The organism is Neorhizobium sp. DAR64862/K0K3, assembly GCF_050500185.1.
GTDB classification, from domain to species: Bacteria; Pseudomonadota; Alphaproteobacteria; order Rhizobiales; family Rhizobiaceae; genus Neorhizobium; species Neorhizobium soli.
On record NZ_CP191450.1, the window covers coordinates 728,391 to 750,395 of the forward strand.

The window sequence follows — 22,005 nt, forward strand, 5'->3', positions numbered from 1 at the left end:
AGTCAGGGAGTGGGTGGCGGCAGGTATCGGGTACCGCCGGATTTCTCTAGCAGGCGCACTAGGTTTTGGCCACCCTCCATCATGTCTGCCTGAATGGCCTCGCGTACCTTGTCCGCACGACGCTGCCGCAAGTACTTGAGGACGGAGAGGTGCTGATGCTCGTTCGGGTAGGTCGGGGGAGCGCTCGGGTAGTGAAAGTTCAAGAGCGGACCGTTGCGCATCCAGATATCGTCTAGTATGGCCAGGACCTCCGGCAGTTCGGACCCCTCGTACAGGCCGCGATGGAACTGCCAGTTGGCGCGCACGGCATCCGACCACCGCTGCTGCTTCTCCGCGGCAATCAGTTCGGCGTGGATGGCCTCCATACGATCGATGTCTGCTTCCGATACACGCGTCGTCGCGTGTTCCGCCGCAAGGCCCTCCAAGAACAGCCTGACCGTCCGCAGCTCGATATACTGCTTGGCGGTCATGTGGGACACGGCGATTGAACGACCCGCCTGCATTTCTAAAGCTCTGGCGCGAACGAGCTGCATTAGGGCTTCGCGAATCGGTGTTTCGGACACATTCATCGTTGCAGCCAGGTCGCGGATCTTAAAGCGATGGCCCGGCCAGAAACGCCCTTCCATCAAAGCCTGTCGAAGGTTGTTGTAAACCAGTCCGGTGAGGCTATCGCGTGCGACTGGTCCAACACCATTCGGGTCTGTCGCCCGATCCGATCCACTCATCTCATTCCCCATCACAGCCGAACCATGCCAACCAAAGCCACGGACTATATATAATATACGTGGAGGGCGCCGGTTGTTTCAAGCGTCGGCGGCCGGAGCGTTGATTTGGGTACAGATGATGCCCTGCCTCCCACGATTCTCTCACCATTTGTTATGATACGTCGGCGGCACGAGACAGGGGTACGCGTTCGAATTTCTCTATTAAATATTGTTTGCCACCGACATATATGATATATCAAATTATCAGATGGAGTTTTCGATGTTGGAGCTGGTCAGGATGCAAGACGCCGCGTTGCGCGCACGTGCACAAAAAGTCGTTCCTGGTGGAATGTGGGGACACCTGAATGCTGCAAAGCTGCCGGACAGATATCCGCAGTTTTTCAGCCACGGCGAAGGTGGCCTGCTTTGGGATGTCGATGGCAACCGCTATGTTGACTTCATGTGCAGTTGGGGTCCCAATCTCCTGGGTCACAAGCACCCCGAAGTCGAGGAGGCGGCCGAACGCCAGAGGCGCATGGGTGATTGCCTCAACGGACCAGCTGAAGTCATGGTCGAACTGGCCGAACTCGTAGTGGATACTATTTCCCACGCCGACTGGACAATGTTCCAGAAGAACGGCACCGACGCTACTACAACCTGCGTCACTGTTGCTCGCGCGGCGACCGGTAAGCGGAAAATCCTTGTCGCCAAGGGCGCCTATCACGGCGCAGTTCCGTGGTGCTCTCCGTCGCTCATCGGCGTAACGGCAGAAGATCGTGCTCACCTCGCCTACTACACGTTCAATGATATTGAATCGCTCGAAGATGCGGTCAATGAAGCTGGTGACGACATTGCCTCGATCGTCGTCTCGGCCTATCGCCACGACATGAGTTTTGATCAGGAACTGCCCACTCAGGATTTTGCCAGGGCCGTAAGACGGCTCGCCGACGCCAAAGGTGCGGCCGTTATCCTCGACGAGGTTCGCACCGGTTTCCGTCTTCATACGGCCGGCAGCTGGGAGCCGCTTGGCGTCAGTCCCGATCTTTCCGCCTGGAGCAAGGCAATCGCCAACGGTTACGCCCTTTCGGCGGTGACCGGCAGTGACTGGCTGCGCAAGGCGGCCTCGCAGGTGTTCGTCACGGGCTCATTCTGGGCTGGTGCCGTGTCGATGGCTGCCGCTCTTGCAACGCTAAAGGTGGTCCGCCGCGACAACGTCCCGGACAAGATTGCGCGGCTTGGTCAAATGCTGCGCGATGGTCTGGAAACACGTTCACGCCAGTTCGGTCTATCGATCCGTCAGTCAGGCCCCGCGCAGATGCCGACCGTTCTGTTTGACGACGACGCCGACTTCGCGAAAGGATATGCGTTCTGTAACGCAACCCTTGCCAAGGGCGTCTATTTCCATCCGCGGCACAACATGTTCCTTTGCGCGGCCCATACGGAAGCTGACATCGCCGTCGCTCTCGAAGCCGCCGAGCACGGATTTGCAACTGTTGCAAAGACTGCTCCGAATTAGCTCGGCGCGCCTCATGCAGTGTTGCCACGGTTACCCGCTCGCTCGAGGCGCACTGAACGATCAACCAGAATGGGCTCGCTTCGAGAAATAGCGACAAGGCGGCCGCTTCACTCCTGATATTTCCGCATGAAGCGGCTGTCGATGCGATGCTTCCAATTGGCCACCCAGCGGCCGGCCACGGCTATGTTCCACTTGTCGGCAATGGCCCGCCCGTCGGCGAGAGAGATCAGTGCCAGCCACTGCCGTTGCGGTTGATAAGAAAGCGGGGCTTCTCCGCAGAGGCTGCGGCGGATGTTCTCGGCCAGGACCGGTCCTTGGCGCACGGCAAACACGCCGGCCTTTGGACGGGGGCTCGGCAGAGATGCGACGTCGCCGGCAGCGAAGACATCCGGATGCGAAAGGGATCGCAGCGTATCATCCACGCGAATGAAACCGTTTTGGTCGAGGAGAAGGCCGGTCTCGCGCAAGAAGCCTGGTGCGCCGCTCGACGTCGTCCAGATGACCTGATCTGCTGCGAGCCGCCGCCCATCACGGGCGATGAGTTCAGCGTCGTGGAAAGCGACGACATCGAACGCGGGGTGATGGGCGATGGCCGCCCTTCGCAATTCCCGCTCCAACAAATGCCGCGCCCGCCGACTGCGCTCCGGAACCGGCTCCGCTGCCCGTCCGACGAGTATTATGCGGATGTCTCGTCCGGAAAACCGGCGTCTGAGCGCAAAGGCGACCTCCACGCCTGCCACCCCCTGCCCTACGACCGCGATCGTTGAGAGCCGTCCTTCTGGGGCCAGCGCATCGAGCCGGGCAAGGCGATCGGCAAAGCTTGCGATCGGCTTTACGGAGATGCCGGCCGATATGCCGTCGGGCAGTATAGGGGTGGAGCCGATATCGATCGAGAGCAGCCCGTAGCCGAGGTTTTGGCCGCTCGCGACTGAGACCACCCGGCGTTCCGGGTCGATAGCGGTCGCCGTGGTTTCGGCAAAGGCGCCGCCAGCGCGCGCGCACAAGGTCGCCAGATCGATGTGGAAATCGTCGAAACCGTATTCCCCCGAGATATGGCCCGGAAGCATGCCGGAATAAGGCGCATAGCGCGATGGCGAAACCAGCGTGATCTGCGCGCCGAGACCCATCTGCCCCAACAGGCGCACCACCTCGACATGGGCGTGGCCACCACCGAGAAGCACGACCGGGATTTTCGCGTTCGCCTCAGTCATGAGCTGCTCCCTTCATGCCAATACGATGAACGGGACCGCCAGCGGCCTCGGCATCCGCTTCGTCATGGGTGACAAGAATGACCGGCAGGCCGGCGGTTCTTGCACGCTCGAACACGAGGGTTCGCATCTGGGCGCGCAACTCCATATCGAGCTTGGAGAAGGGCTCGTCGAGAAGCAGCAATCTCGGCCGGGAGACGAGAACGCGAGCAAGCGCCACCCTGCCCTTTTGCCCGCCGGAGAGCGTGGCCGGGTCCCGATCCGCAAAATCTGCAAGGTTCATGTCGGCGAGAATGTCTGCCGCGATCTGCCGGCGTTGGCGGCGATCTCGCACATCTGCCGGAATGGCGAAGGCGACATTGGCGCCAACAGACATATGCGGGAAGAGCAGCGGGTCCTGGAACAGGATCCCGGCGCGACGGGCTTGCGGCTCCAGCGACAGGAGATCGACACCATCGACAAAGACGGTCCCTTTGGCGTCGAATACAGGATCGAGAAACCCGCCGATGAAGGACAGCAAGGTGGATTTGCCCGATCCCGAAGGTCCCATGACGGTGACGACTGAACCGGGAGGAACGTCCGCGGTCAGCGCAATCAGGCTGACATCACCCAGACGGATCAACACATTCGAGAGGGAGAGGCCATTGGTCGGCTGTCGCTGGACGATCATCAGACCCTCATATCCCGGCGGTTGCGGTGGAGCGCTGCGGGGATCAGCGCGAAGAGCACGAAGGCGAGGAAAGGCAGGATGGTCTGCAGCAGGGCATAGACTCCGATGACACGGCGGTTGTTGCCGGAGGCTAGAGCGACGGCCTCCGTGGTGATGGTCGAGAGCCGCCCCTCCCCGATCAGGAGGGTTGGCAGATACTGCCCAACCGAGACGGCAAAGCCAAGGGCAAGTGCTGTCAGGATCGGACGGACCAGCATGGGCAGGCGGATCGACACGAGCACCGACAGCCGTGACCGGCCGAGTGCTGTCGCAATGATCTCGTAGCGACGATCGAGCGCGCGCCAGGGATCGGCGAGCGAGAGAAAGACATAAGGCAGCACAAAGACCAGGTGCACGAGCACGAGGGCTGTCAGCCTGTAATCGCCGCCACCACTACCGATGAAAAGCAGCTGCAGGCCGAAAACGAAGGTGATCTGCGGCACGATCAGCGGCAGGTAGAGCATCAACAGCGCCTTCTGGCTCACGCGGCGTCCCGTCTGAATCTCCCGCTCCAGGCAGCCGACGGTCAGCAGGATGGCCAGCAGCGTCGAGGCGAGACCTGTCACCAGTGTCGTTACGAGCGGATCGCCAATGCGCGGCAAGGCACTCATCCAGCTCCTCGGCGTAAAACTCTGCGGCAGGATATCGGGAAACTGCCACAGACCGGCGACAGACCAGATGGCCAGAATGGCGAGGCCTGCGAAGACGGCTCCGCCGATCAGGCCGACGACCAGGATCGACGCGCGGCGCAGCAACTGGTCGCGAACGAACCGCCATCCCCTGTCCCGCGATGCGCGGAGCAGGACCGCAGCGACCCGCTCCAGCATCAACCACAAGAGCAATCCTGCCAGGGTGACGCCCAGTTGCAGGACGGCACCGGCCGAGGCGAGGAAACGCACGGACAGATCCGGATCGTTCATCCACTGGACGAGCCGGGTCGCGAGCGTGCCGGGCAGGTTGGGACCAAGGATCAGCGCCACATCCACGACCGAGGACGAGTAGGCGATGACGGCATAGACGGCAAAACGGATCTGCCGGTAAAGCGACGGCCAGAGCAGGTAGACGAAGCCCGCAATACGCCCATAACCGAAGGAGGCTGCAAGCCTTCGCGCAGCGGAAAGCTCCACCTGCGGCAGGGCCGCCAACGTGACCAGAAACAGGAACGGTGTTTCCTTGATCACGAGGCCCGCGATCATCGTCAGCCCCATCGGGTCATGGGGGATAAGAATGTCCGGCGGCCGATCAATGCCAAAGAGAGGCGCGACGAGGCGAATAAGGAAACCCGATGGCGCGATCAGGAAGGCGAGCCCGAAAGCGGCCGCCGCATGGGGCACGGCCAGGAGAGGCGACAGCAGATGCTGCAGGCGTGACAGCGTCGGTGTGCCGGCGTAACTCGCAACGAAGATCAGCGTGATGCCGAGAGAAATCAGGGTGGCGGCGAGGCCGGTTGCTACACTCAAGACTGCCGCTGTTGGCAGACCCGGTGTCGCCGCAAGATCTCGAAAGGGTTGCAGGCTGAGGTCATGTCCGCCGAGTGCGGGCAGATAGCCGAAGGCCGGCAGCAACGTGCCGAGGAGCCCGAAAGTGATCGGCAGGACCAGAAGGCTAAGCGTGACGGCAACCGCACTCCTCGGAAGAAGTGCGGTCATTCCGTTCAAAAAGGAGCGATCGGTCGCCTGGGCTGTCACAGCTCAGTTTCCGCTGGCGTAGCGCCGGCGCCATTCGACCTCGATGCGCTCCATCCAGCTCGCATGCGGCTCGGCAATCACGGGGCCGAGCTTGTCCGGCGCAAGGGTGGCTGCGCCGAGGTCGAGCGCTTTGAAGGCGGCACGATCCGGCTCCGGCAGTTTTGACATGGCGAGAACGGTCGGATCACCCCAATAAGTCGGGTCCTGCTTGCGAAGCTGCGCTTCAGGCGAGATGAGGAAGTTCGCCGTCACCAGCGCCCCCTCCTTCGCATTGGCATTGTAGGGGATGGCGACGAAATGGGTGTTGCCGAGCGTGCCTTTGGAGAAGGTGAAGGAGCGCACGGTCTGGGGCAGTTCGCCGGCCTTGATCCCGGCAGAGGCTTCCGACGGATTGAAGGCGAAGATGATGTCCAGTTCGCCGTCGGCCAGCTTCTGTTTCATATCCGAATAGTTCTGCGGGAATGTCTTGCCCGAACGCCAGGCTGCCGGATGCAACTGGTCGAGATAGGCAAAGAGCGGCTCGACATCAGCGTTAAAAGTCTCTTCGCTGACCGGCTTCGCCAGTTTGGAGGGGTCGGCGATCACCTCGCTCAAAACCTGTTTCAGAAAGGACGAGCCGCTGAAGTCCGGTGGGGCCGGATAGGAAAACCGGCCTGGGTTCTTCTTCGCCCAATTGAGAAGCGCAGTCGCGTTGTCCGGCATGGCGAAGGCTTCGGTGCGCGCGCTGTCATGGAAGAAAACCATCTTCGCGCCACCCCAGGGGCTTTCAAGGCCCTCTGTCGGCTCGGTGAAATCTGTGAGGATGGTCGGCTGGTTTTCGACATCGACATAGGCCCAGTTGGGCAGCGAGCTTGCCCAGCCGGGGGTGAGGAGCAGCCCTTGCTGCTTCATCGAGACGAAGTTTTCGCCGTTGATCCAGATGAGATCGACCGAGCCGCCGTCATTCTTGCCGGCGGCTTTCTCGGCGATCACCTTGGCGACCGCGCTTGCGGTATCCTCGAGCTTCACCTGCACCACGCTCACCCCGTAGCGTGACTGCATCTCGGCGCCCACCCATTCGAGATAGGCGTTGATGTTTTCCGAGCCGCCCCAGGCGTTGAAATAGACCGTCTGGCCGGTTGCTGCCTTCTCGACGGCTGCCCAGTCGGAAAGCTCGGGGCCGGCGGCTCTCGCCGGAAAGCTACTTGTGGCTGCCATCAAAGCGGCGGCGAAAATCCCTGTCATCAATCGCATTCTGTGCCCTACTCCCTGAAAGTCGACCGCCTGACGCTGACGCGCTGCGGCTCCTGTTTGAGTTACGTCTTCGAGATGCGCCGGGTTTCATGCTTTCTTGCCGGGACCCATTTTTCGTCGCGCGAGCGCGGCCGTAATCTCCTCGCTTGGTGCCGGATCATGTAGGGCGCCCGCCATTGCAGTCAGATCATGGGTGATGCGCATCTGTTCGACGAAGGCCCGGCATCCCCGGCAAATCGCCAGGTGGAGCTTGATGTTGAGCCGCGGCCAGAAGCCGAGATCGCCGTCGATCAGAAGGCTGGCGCGCTCGACCACTTCACTGCATCGAAACATGGCTAAGCCCTCCCCGGATGTGGTAAAGTGAACGCTCATTGCGAACTCCTGCGCTTGCGGATCTGCCGCACGAGCGTCGGGATCAGCGCCACCAGCGCCAGCGCGAAGAAGGCGAGCGTGATATCGCGCGTCACGAGATCCGAAATCTGCGCTTGCCTTCCGCTCGCCTGCGCGGCGACCAGCACACTGTCAACTCCCTGGCCGAGATAGGCATAGGCGAAAGTTCCTGGTAGGATGCCGAAGAACGTGGCGGCTATGAAACGACCGAGGCTGATGTCGAACAGGGCAGCCGCGATATTGACGACGAAGAAGGGAAAGACCGGAGCGAGACGGATGACGAAGAGATAGCCGAAGGCATTCTCCCGGAAACCGTCCGCCATCTTCTTGATGACCCCATCAACCCGGTGGCGCAGAAAATCGCCGAAGGCCGAGCGCGTGGCGAGGAACAGGATCGCCGCACCGACCGTGGCACCAACGGCCACCAGCGCCCCCCCGATCATCCAGCCGAAGAGGAAACCACCGAAGATGGTCAGCACGGACGCTGCCGGAAACGAGAAGGCGACGGCCGCGATATAGACGAGCAGGAAGATCACGGCCGACCAGAGGACATTGGCGTCGACGTAACTCCTCAAAGCCTGCCGTTGTTCGGCAAGAAATCCGAGGCTGAGATAGTCCTGCAGGCCGACGGCATAGCCGAGTGCGAGGCCAGCGATGACGAGGACCAAGGGCGTATAACGCCACACGCTACCTTGGCCGACAGCGCCCTTCGAGGTGGTGGGCTCGTCATCCGGCGGCGCGCCGTGTTGTGGGGAACGGCTGTCAATCATGGCGGTTTCCGTGAAACTGCGGCATGCCTTGTGGGATCGGATGTACCGGCGCGACAGATCCCGCGTGGTCACTATGGCTTGATAGGATCGAATGCGGCTGGACTTTGAAGGCGATTGTTTCGCTAATGACGCCTGAGCTGAGGTTGGGGGCAGCATGGCGCAGGTTGATTGTGATGATCGGGCTCTGGCGCTGCGTCTCGTCGAGGGGGATGCGGCAGCGTTCGAGTTGCTTTATCGTCGGCACAATGCTGCGATGATCCGCCTTTGCAACGGCATCGTCCGCTCGCGTGTCATCGCGGAAGACGTCGCGCAGGACACCTGGGTCACAGTGCTCGACCGCATCGATCTCTTCGAGGGGCGCGGATCGCTTGCAAGCTGGATCTACACTATCCTGATCAACAAGGCGCGCAGCCGCGCCAGACGCGAAGGCCGCACGGTTTCTTTCGACGATTTTGGTGTCGACGGCACCCTCAACGACGCTTTCGACGGGCGCGGCCACTGGCGTACCATGCCCGCACTTTGGGAAAACCTGACGCCGGAACGCCATGTCGAGGGTCGAAGCGTTCTGCAGCATGTGGAAGCCGTCATCGAAACTCTGCCTCAGGCGCAGCGCGCGGTGCTGATCCTGCGCGGCCAGCAGGAGCTCGATCCGGCGGAGGTCTGCACCCTTCTCGACATTTCCGAGGGCAATATGCGGGTACTTCTGCACCGAGCGCGGCTGACGGTGCGCAACGCGCTTGACCGGCTGAATGCGGATCTCTGAGAGGGACACGGCGTGGCTCATCGATCATCTCCGGAAAAGGCGACCCAGCCCTGGCGCCAGCGGATGACGGTCGTCACCCCGCAAAGCGCGGCAAATCCATAGGCAATCAGCGGGAAATGCCAAGGCAAGAGGCACATGGCGATGAAGACCGCGATCGTCTCGAAGCCTTCGGCGAGACCGCCAGCGTAGTAGATGCCCTTGGTGGGAAATTCCGGGGCCTCGCGGCAGAGTTTCGCCGCAACTGCCGAGAAAGCGAGGAAGGACGAGCCTGTGCCGACGAAGGACACGATCAGCACCGCTGCGGGCAGCGCATTGATCTCGGGCACCGCAACCGCGAAACCGAGCGGGATCAGCGCGTAGAAGACCATGTCGAGCGCGATGTCGAGATACGCGCCACGATCCGTCGGACCATGCAGGCGGGCAACCGCACCATCGAGCCCGTCCAGCGCCCGGTTCACAAGGATCAGCAGAAGCGCCACCCAAAAGTAGCCGAGGCAGAGAGCGGCGAAGGCGCCGAGCCCGCCCCCGAAACCAACGAGGCTGATCTGATCTGCACGAACCCCACGATGGGCCAGAAACGCAGCGATGGGCTGCAGAGTTGCCTTCTGCAGCGGCAGGATCTTGGCGTCGATCATCCGCGCCTCCAGGTCTGGAAGCGTTCAAGCAGCGAGAGCAGAAACCCGTTGATGTGATTGCGGCGCCACTGGCCTGCCACCATCTTGTTGGCCTCTGCCAGCGTCGGGTAGATATGGATCGTGCCGAGGATCTTGCCGAGCCCATGGCCATGTTTCATGGCGAAGACGAATTCTGCAAGCAAGTCGCCGGCGTGCTCGCCGACAATGGTTGCACCCAGGATCTTGTCCTTGCCCGGCACGGTCAGCACCTTGACGAAGCCGCGGGCGGATCCATCAGCGATCGCGCGATCGAGATCGTCCAAGCCAAAACGCGTCACCTCATGCGGAATATTCTTCTGCCTGGCATCGTCTTCCGAAAGCCCGACACGCGCCACTTCCGGATCGGTGAAGGTCGCCCACGGAATGACCGAGTAATCGGCCTTGAAGCGCTTGAGATCACCGAACAGCGCATTGATCGCCGCAAACCAGGCCTGATGCCCGGCGACATGGGTGAACTGGTAGGGCCCTGCAACATCGCCTGCCGCCAGGATGTTCGGATGAAGGGTCTGGAGGTATTCGTTGGTCTCGACCACACGATCGACCTTGATGCCCAGATCTTCGAGCCCGAAGCCCTTCAGCCTCGGGGCGCGTCCGACCGCGACGATGATCTCGTCAAAGCCGATGCGGAACTTGGCCCCGTCCTTCTCGACCTCGATCCATTTTTCACCGGCATCCGCGCCACAGGCGACCGCCTTGTGACTGGTCAGCACATTGACGCCGTCCGCCTTCATCGAGGCTTCGACGACCCTGGCCGCATCATCGTCCTCACGCATCATCAGCCGTGGTGCCATCTGGATCTGCGTGACCTCGGAGCCAAGTCGAGCAAAACTCTGCGCCAGCTCGCAGCCGATCGGCCCTCCGCCCAAAACGACGAGCCTCTGCGGCACAGAAGGGCGATCGCGGAGCCGCTCCCACATGGTATCGGATGTGAGATAGCCAATTTCGGCGAGGCCCGGTATCGGGGGCACAAAGGCCTGGGCGCCGGTCGCAATGATGATCGCGCGCGTCGTCAGACGCTGCGTGCCGCCTTCGTTCAGGGAAATTTCCACCGTCCAGGGATCGATCAGCTTTGCGTAGCCCTGCAGGACTTCGACGCCGAGCCCCGTATAGCGCTCGACGCTGTCATGCGGCTCGATCTCGGCGATCACCCTGTGGATCCGCTCCATCACGGCGGAAAAAGGCACCTTCGGCTCGACCGGCTCCAGGCCGTAATGGTCTGCATGGCGCATCTGGTGCGCCACCTTTGCGCTCTTGATCAGGGCCTTCGAGGGGACGCAGCCAAAGTTGAGGCAATCGCCGCCCATCTTGTTCGCCTCGACCAGCGTCACCTTCGCCTTGGCGGCGGCAGCGATATAGGCAGACACCAGCCCAGCGGATCCGGCGCCAATGACCACCAGGTTGCGATCGAAACGCTTCGGCCGCGTCCAGGTGGATCGGGAAAAGCCCTCGTTCTGGTCCATAGATTTCGTCTTTCCACCCGCAATATACGTTGCTTCAGGAAGACGCGCAGGAATCCACATTGTTACAAGGCTTCATCAAGATTTCCTGTGATGAATGGATTTTCCCTTCAGAACAGCGCTATTACGCGATGCTGGCTTCGCTCGTCACGCTTGAACAACCGCAGCTACAATCCCCCAACCGCCTCTGCCGCGGCTTTTACGCGCTCGAAATCCGCCGGCAAAGTCAGTCCATGTTTGGCCCGCTCAAGGGCCTCCCTCGAGTGGCGTATGGCATTTTCGCGATAGCGATCATGTTCAAACGTCGCGAGAATTCGCAGCACTTTCTGCAATCTCAGCCCGACTTCGACAACGCCGGCGCCGTCCCGCGCGATCGGTGTGAAGAGATCATCAAACAGTTCGTCAAGGCTGATCGCCGGCACGTAGACATTTGGATACGGCACTTCATGCTCATCCTCCCCTGTCGTTTCGTTCCAGACAGCCAGAACGCGCACTGTCCGCGTGAGAACATCGATCGCGGTACCGGGATCGTTGGTGGCCGCCGAAAGGGCGCGAGACGCAATCTCCGACAGAACTGCAGCGCCAAATCGCGGGTCCTGATCATAGGACCTGGTATCGCCCACCGTGAAACAGCGGGAGATTGCCGTTGTCTCCTCGCCGTCATCGGCGCCGTCGATCCACGCAACCGGCGTCGACGGATCCACAAACTGACCCGGAATCATGTGAATGTATATCTGCGCTTTCGCGTCGGTTGCGATGCCGGAAAGGGCGCCGGTATCAAGATGCTGCACGTACCCTATCCGATCGACAAAGACCGGTCTCGCCGTGGCCGGAATGGTCTCGAAAGCGCTTAACCGGCTTCCGCCGAGATACGGTTGCTTACGCCGGGACCGCATCGCCTCTACGGTGACCTTTTCCACTCTCTCGGTCGTTTCTGTGACACGCCCGAGCCTGGAAAGGTGGTCGATCCAACGCAAGAGCGTGACGACAATCAGCACAATCACGGCAACTGTCACAACAAAGAGAACGACGCGACCGCGGTCGCCGTAGGCGCCGGTGCTCAACGCGATGATCCCGACAAGACTGAAGAGGAAGGAGCCGATGAAGGTCGCGAGCACGTTCTGCGTCGTGCTGTCCTCCATGACCAGCGTGGTCGCACGCGGTGTGACGTTGCTGGTCGCAGCCGAATAGGCCGACACCATAGTGCTGAGGGAGAATGTCGTGACCGTCAGCATGCTCGAGGCAATGATGCCCAGGATATTGTCGACAGCGTCAGCGCCAATCTTCGTCGGAAGATCACCTGGAATGAACGGACTGGCGACGATGGCGACAAGTGCGGTGATAATGGCAAGGATGGAAAACAGACTTGCCCGAAACCAGATTTTCCGGACCAGTTTCGACAAAAGCCAAACCCAGCGTGATGTCATCGGTCTTCTCACTCTTCTGGCTCATCGCGGGCCGTCTCTTGTCGACGTCTCAGGTGTACGCCTTTGCCTGCCAAGTTGGGATTAATGAGGTCGCCCGTCAGTCTGCCGCGACACTTGGTGTCCGCTTTGGAGCTCAACCCACGTAGCGGGATCTCGGATCAAGCGTCTGCGAACAGACCGCCTTCCGCTACGATGAGCGTCGGACCTGTTATGGTAACAGGCGCGCCTTGCAACGAGGCCGCCCCCCATAACAGCTATATTCCGGATGGATGTTCTGGAGCACTGTGGACCAGCTGAAACTCCGGCGAATGCACCAGGTGAAGATAGCGTTCGAACTGCGCCAGGACGTCGCTGATGAGTTGATCGCGCGACATCCCCATCACGTCATACCCGCGATTGCCGCTCGAGAAATAGGTCCGCGCTTCAAAGCGAAACTCAGGCTCTCCGGCCCGCACAGGCGTAAAACTCGCGACGCGCTGCTTTGTGGGTGTGACACCGTAGACAAAGTCACGAACATCTTGTGCGGGTGAGCGCAGGACGATCGCTCCGTCCGTGTCATCGACCACCTGCGCATGCCGTCCCCGGGAGGTCAGTTCCTGCGCGACCTGATCAAGGGCTGGACGCACATACGTGTCGATGAAGCGACGGACATCGGCTTCGGTCGCGGTGGCCAGCATCAGGGCCAGTCTCCGCTGCCAGGTCTGCCCGGATGCCGGCTGGGCAGCCGGAAGAGTGGCGCCGTTGTGCGCATCGCGCTGTGCAAGGTCCTCTCGCATGCCCAGATACAGCGAAAGGACAAGACCGAGCATGATCACGGCAAACGGCAGCGCGCTGGCGACAGTGGCAGATTGCAGCGCTGTCAGGCCACCGGCGAGCAGCAGGCACCCCGCCACGAAACCCTCCATAACGCACCAGAAAACCCGCTGTCCTGTTGTCGTGTTCGTCTCGCCGCCGGCTGCAATGGAGTCCACGACAAGCGCACCCGAATCTGCCGAGGTGATGAAGAAGATTGACACCAGCAGAACCGCGAGCGTCGAGGTAATTGCCGGCAGCGGCAGATACTCGAAGAACCGGAACAGCCCCACTGATACGTCATTGGCGATAGCCGCGCCGAGAGCGCCGTTGGCGATGCCGGTATCGATAAACATCGCTGTATTGCCGAACACCGTCATCCAGAAGAAGGTGAACCCGGCGGGAATGAAGAGGACGGCGACGACGAATTCCCGCACGGTTCTGCCGCGGGAAATGCGGGCGATGAACATGCCGACGAATGGCGACCAGGAGATCCACCAGGCCCAGTAGAACAGGGTCCAGGCATCAACCCAGGGCGTCGGCTCATAGGCGTAGATGTTGAATGTGCGCAGGACCAGCGTGTCGAAATAGAGACCGAGGTTCTGCACGAAATCCCGAAACAACAGGCTGGTCGGACCAACCACGAGAACGAAGATCATCAACAGGATGGCAACGATAAGGTTGGTTTCCGACAGGATGCGGACGCCCTTGTCGAGGCCGGTCACGACCGACACTGTCGCCATCGCGGTCACGACTGCGATCAACGGCAACTGCACAGCGATGCCGATCGGAACGCCGAGAAGATGGTTGAGACCCGCATTGATCTGCGAGACGCCGACACCGAGCGACGTGGCGATCCCAAACATCGTGCCGACAATCGCAAAGATATCCACCGCGTGACCGATCGGACCATCGATACGGTTTTTGAGAATCGGGTAGAGGCCGGAACGGATCGTCAGCGGCAGGTTGTAGCGATAGCCGAAATAGGCGAGCGACAGGCCGACAACGGCGTAGATTGCCCAGGCGTGGATCCCCCAATGGAAGAAGGTCACAGTCATTGCTTCGCGCATGGCTGCGACCGAACGCGGCTCGGCCGTCGGCGGCGCCATGAAATGCGTCATCGGCTCACCGACGGCGTAGAACATCAGGCCGATCCCCATGCCGGCGGCAAACAGCATGGCGATCCACGACAGAAAGCGGAAATCGGGAACGGAATCATCCGGACCAAGCTTGAGCTGTCCGAAGCGGCCGAAACAGAGCAGCAGGACGGATGCGAGAAATATGCCGACGGAAAGCAAATAGAACCAGCCGAACGCGCCGAGGATCGATGCCTGTACGGCGCCAAAAAAAGCGCCCGCTTGCCCGGGTATGGCGATGCCGACCACCAGAAACAGACCGATGACGATGACTGAGCCGTAGAAAACCGGGGGGTTGATGACAAAACTTTTCATACCGCGGATTTGTCCTCCTGCGCTCCGACTTGCGGATCATTGGGACGGACGATCCCGCCCCAATCCGGCCGCTTTTCATGGAAACTAGGCGGCGCTCCTGAAAAGTCCACAATGACGACGCAAGCCGATGCCTATCGCAAATGTCCATTCTTCGACCATGACGGCGAGACATGATACGAGACCGAAGTTTGCAATCGTGCTCCAGCTTGGCCGTCGTTACTCGCGAACAGCGTATGTCGGCCTCCGGTGAGGCGTTGAAACGCGCGGCAACCACAGATCATCGTGGTAGGGCAAAATAGCTTCGCAAGCGCCACCTCCAGAGGTCTTGGCCGACCGTCACCCTGGACCCCGGCCTCCATCCCCTCACCGACCATTCGCCTTTCTCCATTCGGCAAAGATCGACAAATTGTTCTCGTCCGTAGCGGGATACAGGCCGATGATCGTGTGGCCGGCCTTGACCCGTTCGGCGACAAAATCCTCGTAGGCCGTCATCTCGACCGCCTCGTCTGCGATGTCGTCGGCGATTTCCAGCGGGATGATGATGACACTGTCGTCGTCGCCGACCACGATATCGCCCGGGAATACGGCGACGTCGCCGCAGCCGATCGGCACGTTGATGTCGATCGCCTCGTGCAGGGTGAGGTTTGTCGGGCTGGAGGGTCGGTGATGATAGGCGGGAATGTCCAGTTCGCCGATCACCATCGCGTCACGAAAGCCGCCATCGGTCACGACCCCTGCCCCGCCGCGCACCATCAGCCGGGTAATGAGAATATCGCCAGCGGACGCCGCACGTGCATCCTTTCGGCTGTCCATCACAAGCACATGCCCCTGAGGGCAGGTCTCGATCGCGTGGCGCTGCGGATGCTGAGGGTTGCGAAACACCGTCATGGGATTGCGGTCCTCGCGCGCCGGCATGTAGCGCAGCGTGAAAGCGGGCCCAACCATGTTGCTGCCCTTCGGCTTGACCGGCCGCACGTCTTGGATCGTCTGGTTCCTGAGGCCACGCTTGTAGAGCGCCGAGCAGAGCGTTGCGACGGAGACGCCCATCAGTTTGTCACGGGTTGCGGGGTTCATAGTTTCTCCTTGATGCTTGCTCAGTTGATCGCCGGCTCGGTCACCTTGGCGCCGAAGTCCGTCTTCAGGAAGTCGAAGTCGCAGCCCTTGTCGGCCTGCTCGATATGTTTGGTGAACATGAAGCCGTAGCCCCGTTCATAGCGCGGCTCCGGCGCCACCCAGGCGGCGCGACGCGCGTCGAGCTCTTCGCCCGCGACCAGCATGTTGAGGCTGCGTGCCGGAATATCGAGTTCCACCATGTCACCAGTCTTCAGCAGCGCCAGCGGACCGCCGACGAAGGCTTCTGGCGAGGCATGCAACACGCAGGCGCCGAAACTCGTGCCCGACATGCGGGCATCGGAAATCCGCACCATATCGCGCAGGCCGAGCTTCAGAAGCGCCTTCGGCATCGGGATCATGCCCCATTCCGGCATGCCCGGCCCGCCTTGAGGCCCGGCATTGCGCAGGACCAGCACGGTTTCCGGCGTCAGCGGATAATCCGGGTCGTCGATGATCGTCTTCAATTCGGCATAGCTGTTTGCCACCAGTGCCGGGCCGCGGTGCTTGTGAAATTTCGGATCGCAGGCGGCGGGCTTGATCACCGCTCCATCCGGGCAAAGGTTGCCCTTCAGCACGGCGAGAGACCCTTCATGATAGACCGGATTGTCGAGCGGCCGAATGACGTCCTCGTTGTAGATCTTCACCTGATCCAGACCGTCAGTCAGCGGCAGGCCGGTAACGGTGATCGCCGCCGGATCGAGCTTGTCGCCCAGTTGCTTCATCAGAGCCCTGAGGCCGCCAGCATAAAAGAAATCTTCCATCAGATAGGTGCTGCCGGATGGGCGGATATTGGCAATGACGGGCGTGGTGCGGCCGATCCTGTCGAGGTCGTCGAGTTCCAGCGGAATACCAGCCCGGCGTGCCATGGCGATCAGGTGAATGATCGCATTGGTCGAACACCCCGTCGCCATCGCGATCGTCACCGCATTGTTCACGGCAGCAGGGGTGATCACCTTGTCCGGCGTCAGATCCTCCCACACCATCTCGACGATGCGACGCCCGCAGGTGGCCGACATGCGCTGGTGGTTGGCATCCGCAGCCGGAATGGAAGAGGCGTTGGGCAGCGTCAGCCCCATGCCTTCGGCAATCGCCGTCATCGTGGAGGCCGTACCCATCGTCATGCAGTGACCGTAGCTTCGAGCGATACCGCCCTCGATCCCCTGCCATTCCTCCTTGGAGATGGTGCCGGCCCGTCGCTCGTCCCAGTATTTGAACCCATCGGTGCCGGAGCCCAGCGCCTTGCCGGCATAGTTGCCGCGCAGCATCGGTCCTGCCGGCAGGTAGATAAAGGGAACGCCCATCGATACCGCACCCATCACCAGGCCCGGCGTGGTCTTGTCACAGCCGCCCATCAGCACAGCGCCATCGACCGGGTGCGAGCGGAGAAGCTCTTCCGTCTCCATGGCGAGCATGTTGCGGTAAAGCATCGTGGTCGGCTTGACGAAGTTTTCAGACAGAGAGAGCGCCGGCAGCTCCATCGGGAAACCGCCCGCCTGCAGCACGCCGCGCTTCACCCATTCCACACGCTCGCGAAAATGCATGTGGCAGGGCTGCGCATCCGACCAGGTGTTGATGATCGCGATGATCGGCCGGCCTTCCCAGTCTTCCGGGGCATATCCCATCTGCATCGTTCGCGACCGGTGCCCGAACGACCGCTGATCATCCGGCATCATCCAGCGCGCCGAGCGTAGTTCTTCGTAAGTCTTCCTGCCTGCCATTCCAAACTCCCGTGCCGCGAGGGCACTCTTCCAAGATCAAGACGATCGCTTATTCGGTAAACGCCTCTTCGCGTTTGCGGCTGATGCTCGGTGCCAGAACGAGCGCGAGAACGGCGACGGCGAAGATCAGCAGCGACAGGCTGAGCGGGCTGCGCACGAAGATCGACGGATCGCCCTGGCTGATCAGCATCGCGCGCCGCAGGTTCTCCTCCAGCATCGGTCCGAGGATGAAACCCAGCAGCAGCGGTGCCGGTTCGAAGCGCATCTTGCTGAGCGCGAAACCGACAACGGTGAAGCCTGCCATGACGAAGACGTCGAACACGCTGTTGTTGATGCTGTAGGCGCCGATGCAGCAGAAGCCGATGATGGCCGGAAACAGCAAATGATAGGGGACCGTCAGCATCCGCACCCAGAGCCCGATCAGCGGCAGGTTGAGGATCACGAGCATCAGATTGCCCGACCACATCGAAACGATCATGCCCCAGAACAGTTCAGGCTCGTCTGAGATGACGTTCGGGCCGGGCGTGATGCCCTGGATGATCATTGCGCCCACCATCAGTGCCATCACCGGGTTGCCGGGAATGCCGAGCGTCAACATGGGGATGAACGAGGTTTGCGCGCCGGCATTGTTGGCCGCTTCCGGCGCAGCCACACCCTCGATCGCCCCTTTACCGAATTCGGCCCGGTTCGGAGAGATCCGTTTTTCCACGGCGTAAGAGGCAAACGACGCCAGCATCGCCCCGCCGCCCGGCAGCACGCCGAGGAAGGAACCGAGTGCCGTGCCGCGCAGGACCGGCGCGATAATCCGCTTGAAGTCCTCCTTGGTCAGCATCAGGCCGGTCACCTTCTTGATGCCGACCGAGCGTTCCTGCTCGCTTTCCAGATTGCGCAGGATCTCGCAGATGCCGAATATACCCATGCTGACGGCGACGAAATTCAGTCCGTCATAGAGTTCCGGAATGTCGAAGACATAGCGCGGCGTTCCGCTCTCGACGTCTGTCCCGACCGTGCCGAGGATCAGTCCGAACACGATCATCGCGAACGCCTTGAGCAGTGATCCGCTGGCAAGCGCCACGGACGCGACGAGGCCGAGAACCATCAGCGAGAAATATTCCGCCGGCCCGAAATTGAGGGCGACGGCAGCAAGCGGCGGTGCTGCGACCGCAAGCAGGATCGTCGCGACCGTGCCGGCGAAGAAGGATCCGAGGGCCGCGGTCGCGAGCGCTGCTCCGGCGCGGCCATTTCTGGCCATCTGGTAACCGTCGATCGCGGTGACGACGGACGAGCTTTCGCCCGGAAGGTTGATGAGCACCGCCGTTGTCGAGCCCCCATACTGGGCGCCGTAGAAAATGCCGGCCAGCATGATGAGGGCGGATTCCGGTGGCAGTCCGAAGGTGATCGGCAAAAGCATGGCGATCGTGGCCGTCGGCCCGAGCCCCGGCAGGACGCCGATTGCGGTGCCCAAGAGACAGCCGACAAAGCCGTAGAACAGGTTCATCGGCATGAAGGCGGTCGAGGCGCCGAGCCAGAGGTTAGAAAAGAGATCCATATGCAATCCAATCCGGTTTCGTCGGCTGCCCTAAGGCATCAGATGCGGGCGTCAGATGAGTTCGCCGATGAAGGGAACCCATGGGCCGAAGGCGCTGACAGGAAGCGAAAGGAGTTTTGTGAAAAGCAGAGAGGAACAGACCGCGAGAAACAGCCCCAGCAGGATCGAGTGCCGCCAGTTTGCGTATCGGCTTGCGGTCGCGACCCCGACGATCATGAGGAACATTGTCGGTGCAAGACCAAGGCCCGAGAGCAACAGGCCGAAGCCGACCGGCGCCGCAATCACCAGGGCATAGGCCCTCCAGTTCCAGACCTCCGGCTCGCTCTCCTCGACGCCGACCATCACCGCCTGCACGATGATCAGCCCACCGATCCCGATCAGGAGCAGGCTCAGCATGATCGGGAAATAGCCGGGGCCCATCTGGAACGAGGTGCCGACTGCGAGCTCGCGGCCGAACCAGATGAACAGAAGTCCGGCGCAAATCATCGTCACGCCGCCGACGAAGTCGCGGCCGTTTCTAATTTTCAGCATGGCTTGATACTCAGGTGTGAAAGATGTGCCGGCCGGAGACTAGACCCGGCCGGCAGATTGTCTCACTGCAGCGGCACGTTGGCGGCCTTGATGACTCCGGCCCACTTCGCCGTTTCCTTGTCGATGAAGGCCTGGAACTCGGCCGACGTATTGCCGACAGGCGTCACGCCCATCGCTTCGAGCTTTGCCTTCATCGCCGGATCGGCAACGATCGCCTGCACTTCCTTGCTGAGCTTTTCGACGATTTCCGGCGGCGTGCCGGGAGGAGCAAAGAGCCCGTGCCACGAGGTTGCCTCGAAGCCGGGGATCACGCTTGCCATGGTCGGCACGTCAGCGAGCAGATTGGCCTTTTCCAGGCTGGTGACGGCCAGCGCCTTCACCTTTCCGGCCTTCACCTGTTGTGCGGCAGTGGGAATATTGTCGAACATCATATCCACGTGTCCGGCGACAACGTCCAGGATGGCCTGGCTGCTGCCCTTGTAGGGGACATGCGTGATCTTGATGCCGGTCTTTGTCGCGAGCAGCTCACCTGCAAGGTGGATCGATGTGCCGACACCGGACGAAGCGTAGGTATGCTTGCCGGGCTCCGTTTTCAGAAACGCGATCAGCTCCTCGACAGTGTTGGCCTTGATCTTGTCCGGGTTGACGACAAGCACGTTTGGCAGGCTGGCGATCAGCGAAATCGGCGCAAAGCCCTTTTCCCGGTCGTAAGGCAGGTTCTTATAAAGTGTCTGGTTGATCGCGTTCGAGCTGACTGTGCCCATGCCGATCGTGTAGCCATCGGGCTTGGAGCGGGCGAGATCGCCAAGGCCGATATTGCCGCCGGCACCTGGCTTGTTCTCAACGATGAAACGCTGGCCCAACCGCTTGTCGAGTTCTTCCGCGACGAGGCGGCCGAATGTGTCGGTATTGCCACCGGCCGCAAACGGAACGACGACGGTCACGGTCTTTGTCGGATAGTCCTGTGCGCGGCTACCCGTCATGCCGGCCACAGATATCGCGGCCGTAGCGGCCGCCAGCGTCATCAAACGCTTGAGGTTCATAATACTTCCTCCACTTGTCCGGTATCTGGCCGGTCCCATTAAACCACTCTTCGAAATCCTCCTCCCGAAGAAATGGAAGCGCTTTCATTCTATCGTCAAAATTTCCAACCGCAACCTCGAAGAGCAAATTTCTTATTGTTTGGAATCAGATTGATACGCACCTGACAGTACAATTTATCCTGTTCGCACTTGATTAGTTCTAAAATGAAAGCGTAACTCATTTTGAGAGGTACGTTCACGATGACAGACGATTTCAATAGCAAGCGCATGACGAGCAACAGCCCGGTGACACTTGCCGATATCGCGAAGCTCGCAGGGGTCTCGCCGGTCACTGTATCGCGTGCCATCAACACGCCCGCTCTGGTGAAACCGCGGACGCTGGAGGCGATCGAGAAAGTCATTGCGAGGACGGGCTACGTGCCCAATCTTCTCGCGGGCGGCCTTGCTTCCCGAAGGACCAGGCTCATCGCCGCGATCGTTCCCTCTGTGGCCAGCACCATCTTTGCCGAAACGATCGAGGGCCTCAATGCAGAACTGGTCTCTGCCGGTTATCAGCTTCTGCTCGGCCTCTCCGGCTATGAGCCAGCGCGCGAACTGGAACTGACCCGAGCCATTCTCGCTCGCCGGCCCGATGGCGTGATCCTTACCGGTATCACACATCTCAAGGAAACCCGCGCGATGCTGACGGGCGCCGGCCTACCAATCGTCGAGATCTGGGATTCGACACCCTCGCCGCTTGATACTGCCGTCGGGTTTTCGCATGCCGCTGTCGGCGCACTGGTTGCCGAGCATCTTCTCATCCGGGGATATGACCGTTACGCACAGGTCGGCGCCAACGATCCCCGCGCCGTCCAGCGCCGCGACGGTTTCGTCAGCCGCCTGAAAGGTGTCGCCGATGTCGAGCTGCCGGACCTGGAAATGAATTCGCCCTCCACCTTCCGCGATGGAAGGTTGGCGATGGCACAGCTTCTCGATCGCGGAAAAGGAACGCTCGGGGTCTTCTGCTCGTCGGACGTGGTTGCCCACGGGGCACTGGCGGAAGCTTACGCCCGCGGATGCCGCATGCCGGACGAGCTTGCCATCGTCGGGTTCGGTGATTTCGACTTCGCGCCTCACACCCACCCGCCGCTGACCACCGTGCGGATCGATCGCCGCGACATCGGAACCAAAGCGGCCCAGTCGATCCTTCGAAAGATTGCAGGCGACAAGAATGTGGAAGCGATGATCAACATCGATTTCCACATCGTTGTCCGGGGAACCGCCTGAGCC

At 61.1% G+C, this 22,005-nt stretch carries 19 protein-coding genes; 3 read left to right on the forward strand and 16 right to left on the reverse strand.

Features of this window, described 5'->3' with window-relative positions; translation table 11 throughout:
- Window positions 1-2: 2 nt before the first annotated feature.
- Window positions 3-725: a GntR family transcriptional regulator gene (locus ACQY1L_RS20155; RefSeq protein WP_156461761.1), complete on the reverse strand. Its 723-nt coding sequence runs from the start codon at window positions 723-725 to the stop codon at window positions 3-5.
- A gap of 277 nt (window positions 726-1,002) precedes the next feature.
- Here ACQY1L_RS20155 and ACQY1L_RS20160 point away from each other — a divergent pair, with 277 nt between their 5' ends.
- Complete coding sequence (locus ACQY1L_RS20160) at window positions 1,003-2,220, forward strand: aminotransferase class III-fold pyridoxal phosphate-dependent enzyme (RefSeq protein WP_430245849.1); 1,218 nt, start codon at window positions 1,003-1,005, stop codon at window positions 2,218-2,220.
- Window positions 2,221-2,327: 107 nt separating this feature from the next.
- On the opposite strand, the gene ACQY1L_RS20165 is transcribed toward ACQY1L_RS20160, so the two are convergent.
- The 6 genes from ACQY1L_RS20165 to ACQY1L_RS20190 form a co-directional block, all read right to left on the reverse strand.
- Complete coding sequence (locus ACQY1L_RS20165) at window positions 2,328-3,431, reverse strand: FAD-dependent oxidoreductase (RefSeq protein WP_430245851.1); 1,104 nt, start codon at window positions 3,429-3,431, stop codon at window positions 2,328-2,330.
- On the reverse strand, window positions 3,424-4,098 hold the full coding sequence (locus ACQY1L_RS20170; RefSeq protein WP_062577766.1) for an ATP-binding cassette domain-containing protein: 675 nt from the start codon (window positions 4,096-4,098) through the stop codon (window positions 3,424-3,426). Before ACQY1L_RS20170 ends, ACQY1L_RS20165 begins: the two co-directional genes overlap by 8 nt.
- Entirely contained in the window at window positions 4,098-5,786 is a 1,689-nt protein-coding gene (locus tag ACQY1L_RS20175; RefSeq protein ID WP_092663438.1) for an ABC transporter permease, read from the reverse strand. The genes ACQY1L_RS20170 and ACQY1L_RS20175 overlap by 1 nt, the downstream gene beginning before the upstream one ends.
- 42 nt (window positions 5,787-5,828) lie before the next feature.
- Window positions 5,829-7,058, reverse strand: coding sequence for an ABC transporter substrate-binding protein (locus ACQY1L_RS20180; protein WP_430245853.1), 1,230 nt, complete (start codon window positions 7,056-7,058; stop codon window positions 5,829-5,831).
- 87 nt (window positions 7,059-7,145) lie between these two features.
- Entirely contained in the window at window positions 7,146-7,430 is a 285-nt protein-coding gene (locus ACQY1L_RS20185; RefSeq protein WP_430245855.1) for a zf-HC2 domain-containing protein, read from the reverse strand.
- The gene (locus ACQY1L_RS20190; protein WP_430245856.1) at window positions 7,427-8,218 is read right to left on the reverse strand and encodes a TVP38/TMEM64 family protein; all 792 of its coding nucleotides are present in this window, start codon (window positions 8,216-8,218) and stop codon (window positions 7,427-7,429) included. Before ACQY1L_RS20190 ends, ACQY1L_RS20185 begins: the two co-directional genes overlap by 4 nt.
- 154 nt (window positions 8,219-8,372) lie before the next feature.
- On the opposite strand from ACQY1L_RS20190, the gene ACQY1L_RS20195 reads away from it, so the two are divergent.
- Entirely contained in the window at window positions 8,373-8,981 is a 609-nt protein-coding gene (locus ACQY1L_RS20195) for an RNA polymerase sigma factor (RefSeq protein WP_062463278.1), read from the forward strand.
- Between the two features lie 17 nt (window positions 8,982-8,998).
- Here the strand turns inward: ACQY1L_RS20195 and ACQY1L_RS20200 are convergent, their stop codons facing one another.
- The 9 genes from ACQY1L_RS20200 to ACQY1L_RS20240 all read right to left on the reverse strand — a co-directional run bounded on the left by ACQY1L_RS20200 (window position 8,999) and on the right by ACQY1L_RS20240 (window position 20,736).
- Entirely contained in the window at window positions 8,999-9,616 is a 618-nt protein-coding gene (locus ACQY1L_RS20200) for a CDP-alcohol phosphatidyltransferase family protein (RefSeq protein WP_430245859.1), read from the reverse strand.
- On the reverse strand, window positions 9,613-11,115 hold the full coding sequence (locus ACQY1L_RS20205; RefSeq protein ID WP_430245861.1) for a dihydrolipoyl dehydrogenase family protein: 1,503 nt from the start codon (window positions 11,113-11,115) through the stop codon (window positions 9,613-9,615). Before ACQY1L_RS20205 ends, ACQY1L_RS20200 begins: the two co-directional genes overlap by 4 nt.
- 164 nt (window positions 11,116-11,279) lie before the next feature.
- A complete protein-coding gene (locus ACQY1L_RS20210) occupies window positions 11,280-12,539 on the reverse strand; it encodes a DUF2254 domain-containing protein (protein WP_430245863.1) in 1,260 nt (419 codons plus the stop codon).
- A 254-nt stretch (window positions 12,540-12,793) separates the two neighbouring features.
- Complete coding sequence (locus tag ACQY1L_RS20215; RefSeq protein WP_430245866.1) at window positions 12,794-14,782, reverse strand: BCCT family transporter; 1,989 nt, start codon at window positions 14,780-14,782, stop codon at window positions 12,794-12,796.
- Between the two features lie 363 nt (window positions 14,783-15,145).
- The gene (locus ACQY1L_RS20220) at window positions 15,146-15,856 is read right to left on the reverse strand and encodes a ribonuclease activity regulator RraA (protein WP_430245868.1); all 711 of its coding nucleotides are present in this window, start codon (window positions 15,854-15,856) and stop codon (window positions 15,146-15,148) included.
- A gap of 20 nt (window positions 15,857-15,876) precedes the next feature.
- On the reverse strand, window positions 15,877-17,613 hold the full coding sequence (gene araD / locus ACQY1L_RS20225; protein ID WP_430245870.1) for an L-arabinonate dehydratase: 1,737 nt from the start codon (window positions 17,611-17,613) through the stop codon (window positions 15,877-15,879).
- A 49-nt stretch (window positions 17,614-17,662) separates the two neighbouring features.
- Window positions 17,663-19,162, reverse strand: a complete 1,500-nt coding sequence (locus ACQY1L_RS20230) for a tripartite tricarboxylate transporter permease (RefSeq protein ID WP_430245872.1) — start codon at window positions 19,160-19,162, stop codon at window positions 17,663-17,665.
- A 51-nt stretch (window positions 19,163-19,213) separates the two neighbouring features.
- A complete protein-coding gene (locus ACQY1L_RS20235; protein WP_430245874.1) occupies window positions 19,214-19,693 on the reverse strand; it encodes a tripartite tricarboxylate transporter TctB family protein in 480 nt (159 codons plus the stop codon).
- A 62-nt stretch (window positions 19,694-19,755) separates the two neighbouring features.
- On the reverse strand, window positions 19,756-20,736 hold the full coding sequence (locus ACQY1L_RS20240) for a Bug family tripartite tricarboxylate transporter substrate binding protein (RefSeq protein ID WP_430245876.1): 981 nt from the start codon (window positions 20,734-20,736) through the stop codon (window positions 19,756-19,758).
- 240 nt (window positions 20,737-20,976) lie between these two features.
- On the opposite strand from ACQY1L_RS20240, the gene ACQY1L_RS20245 reads away from it, so the two are divergent.
- Window positions 20,977-22,002, forward strand: coding sequence for a LacI family DNA-binding transcriptional regulator (locus ACQY1L_RS20245; RefSeq protein WP_430245878.1), 1,026 nt, complete (start codon window positions 20,977-20,979; stop codon window positions 22,000-22,002).
- Window positions 22,003-22,005: the final 3 nt, after the last annotated feature.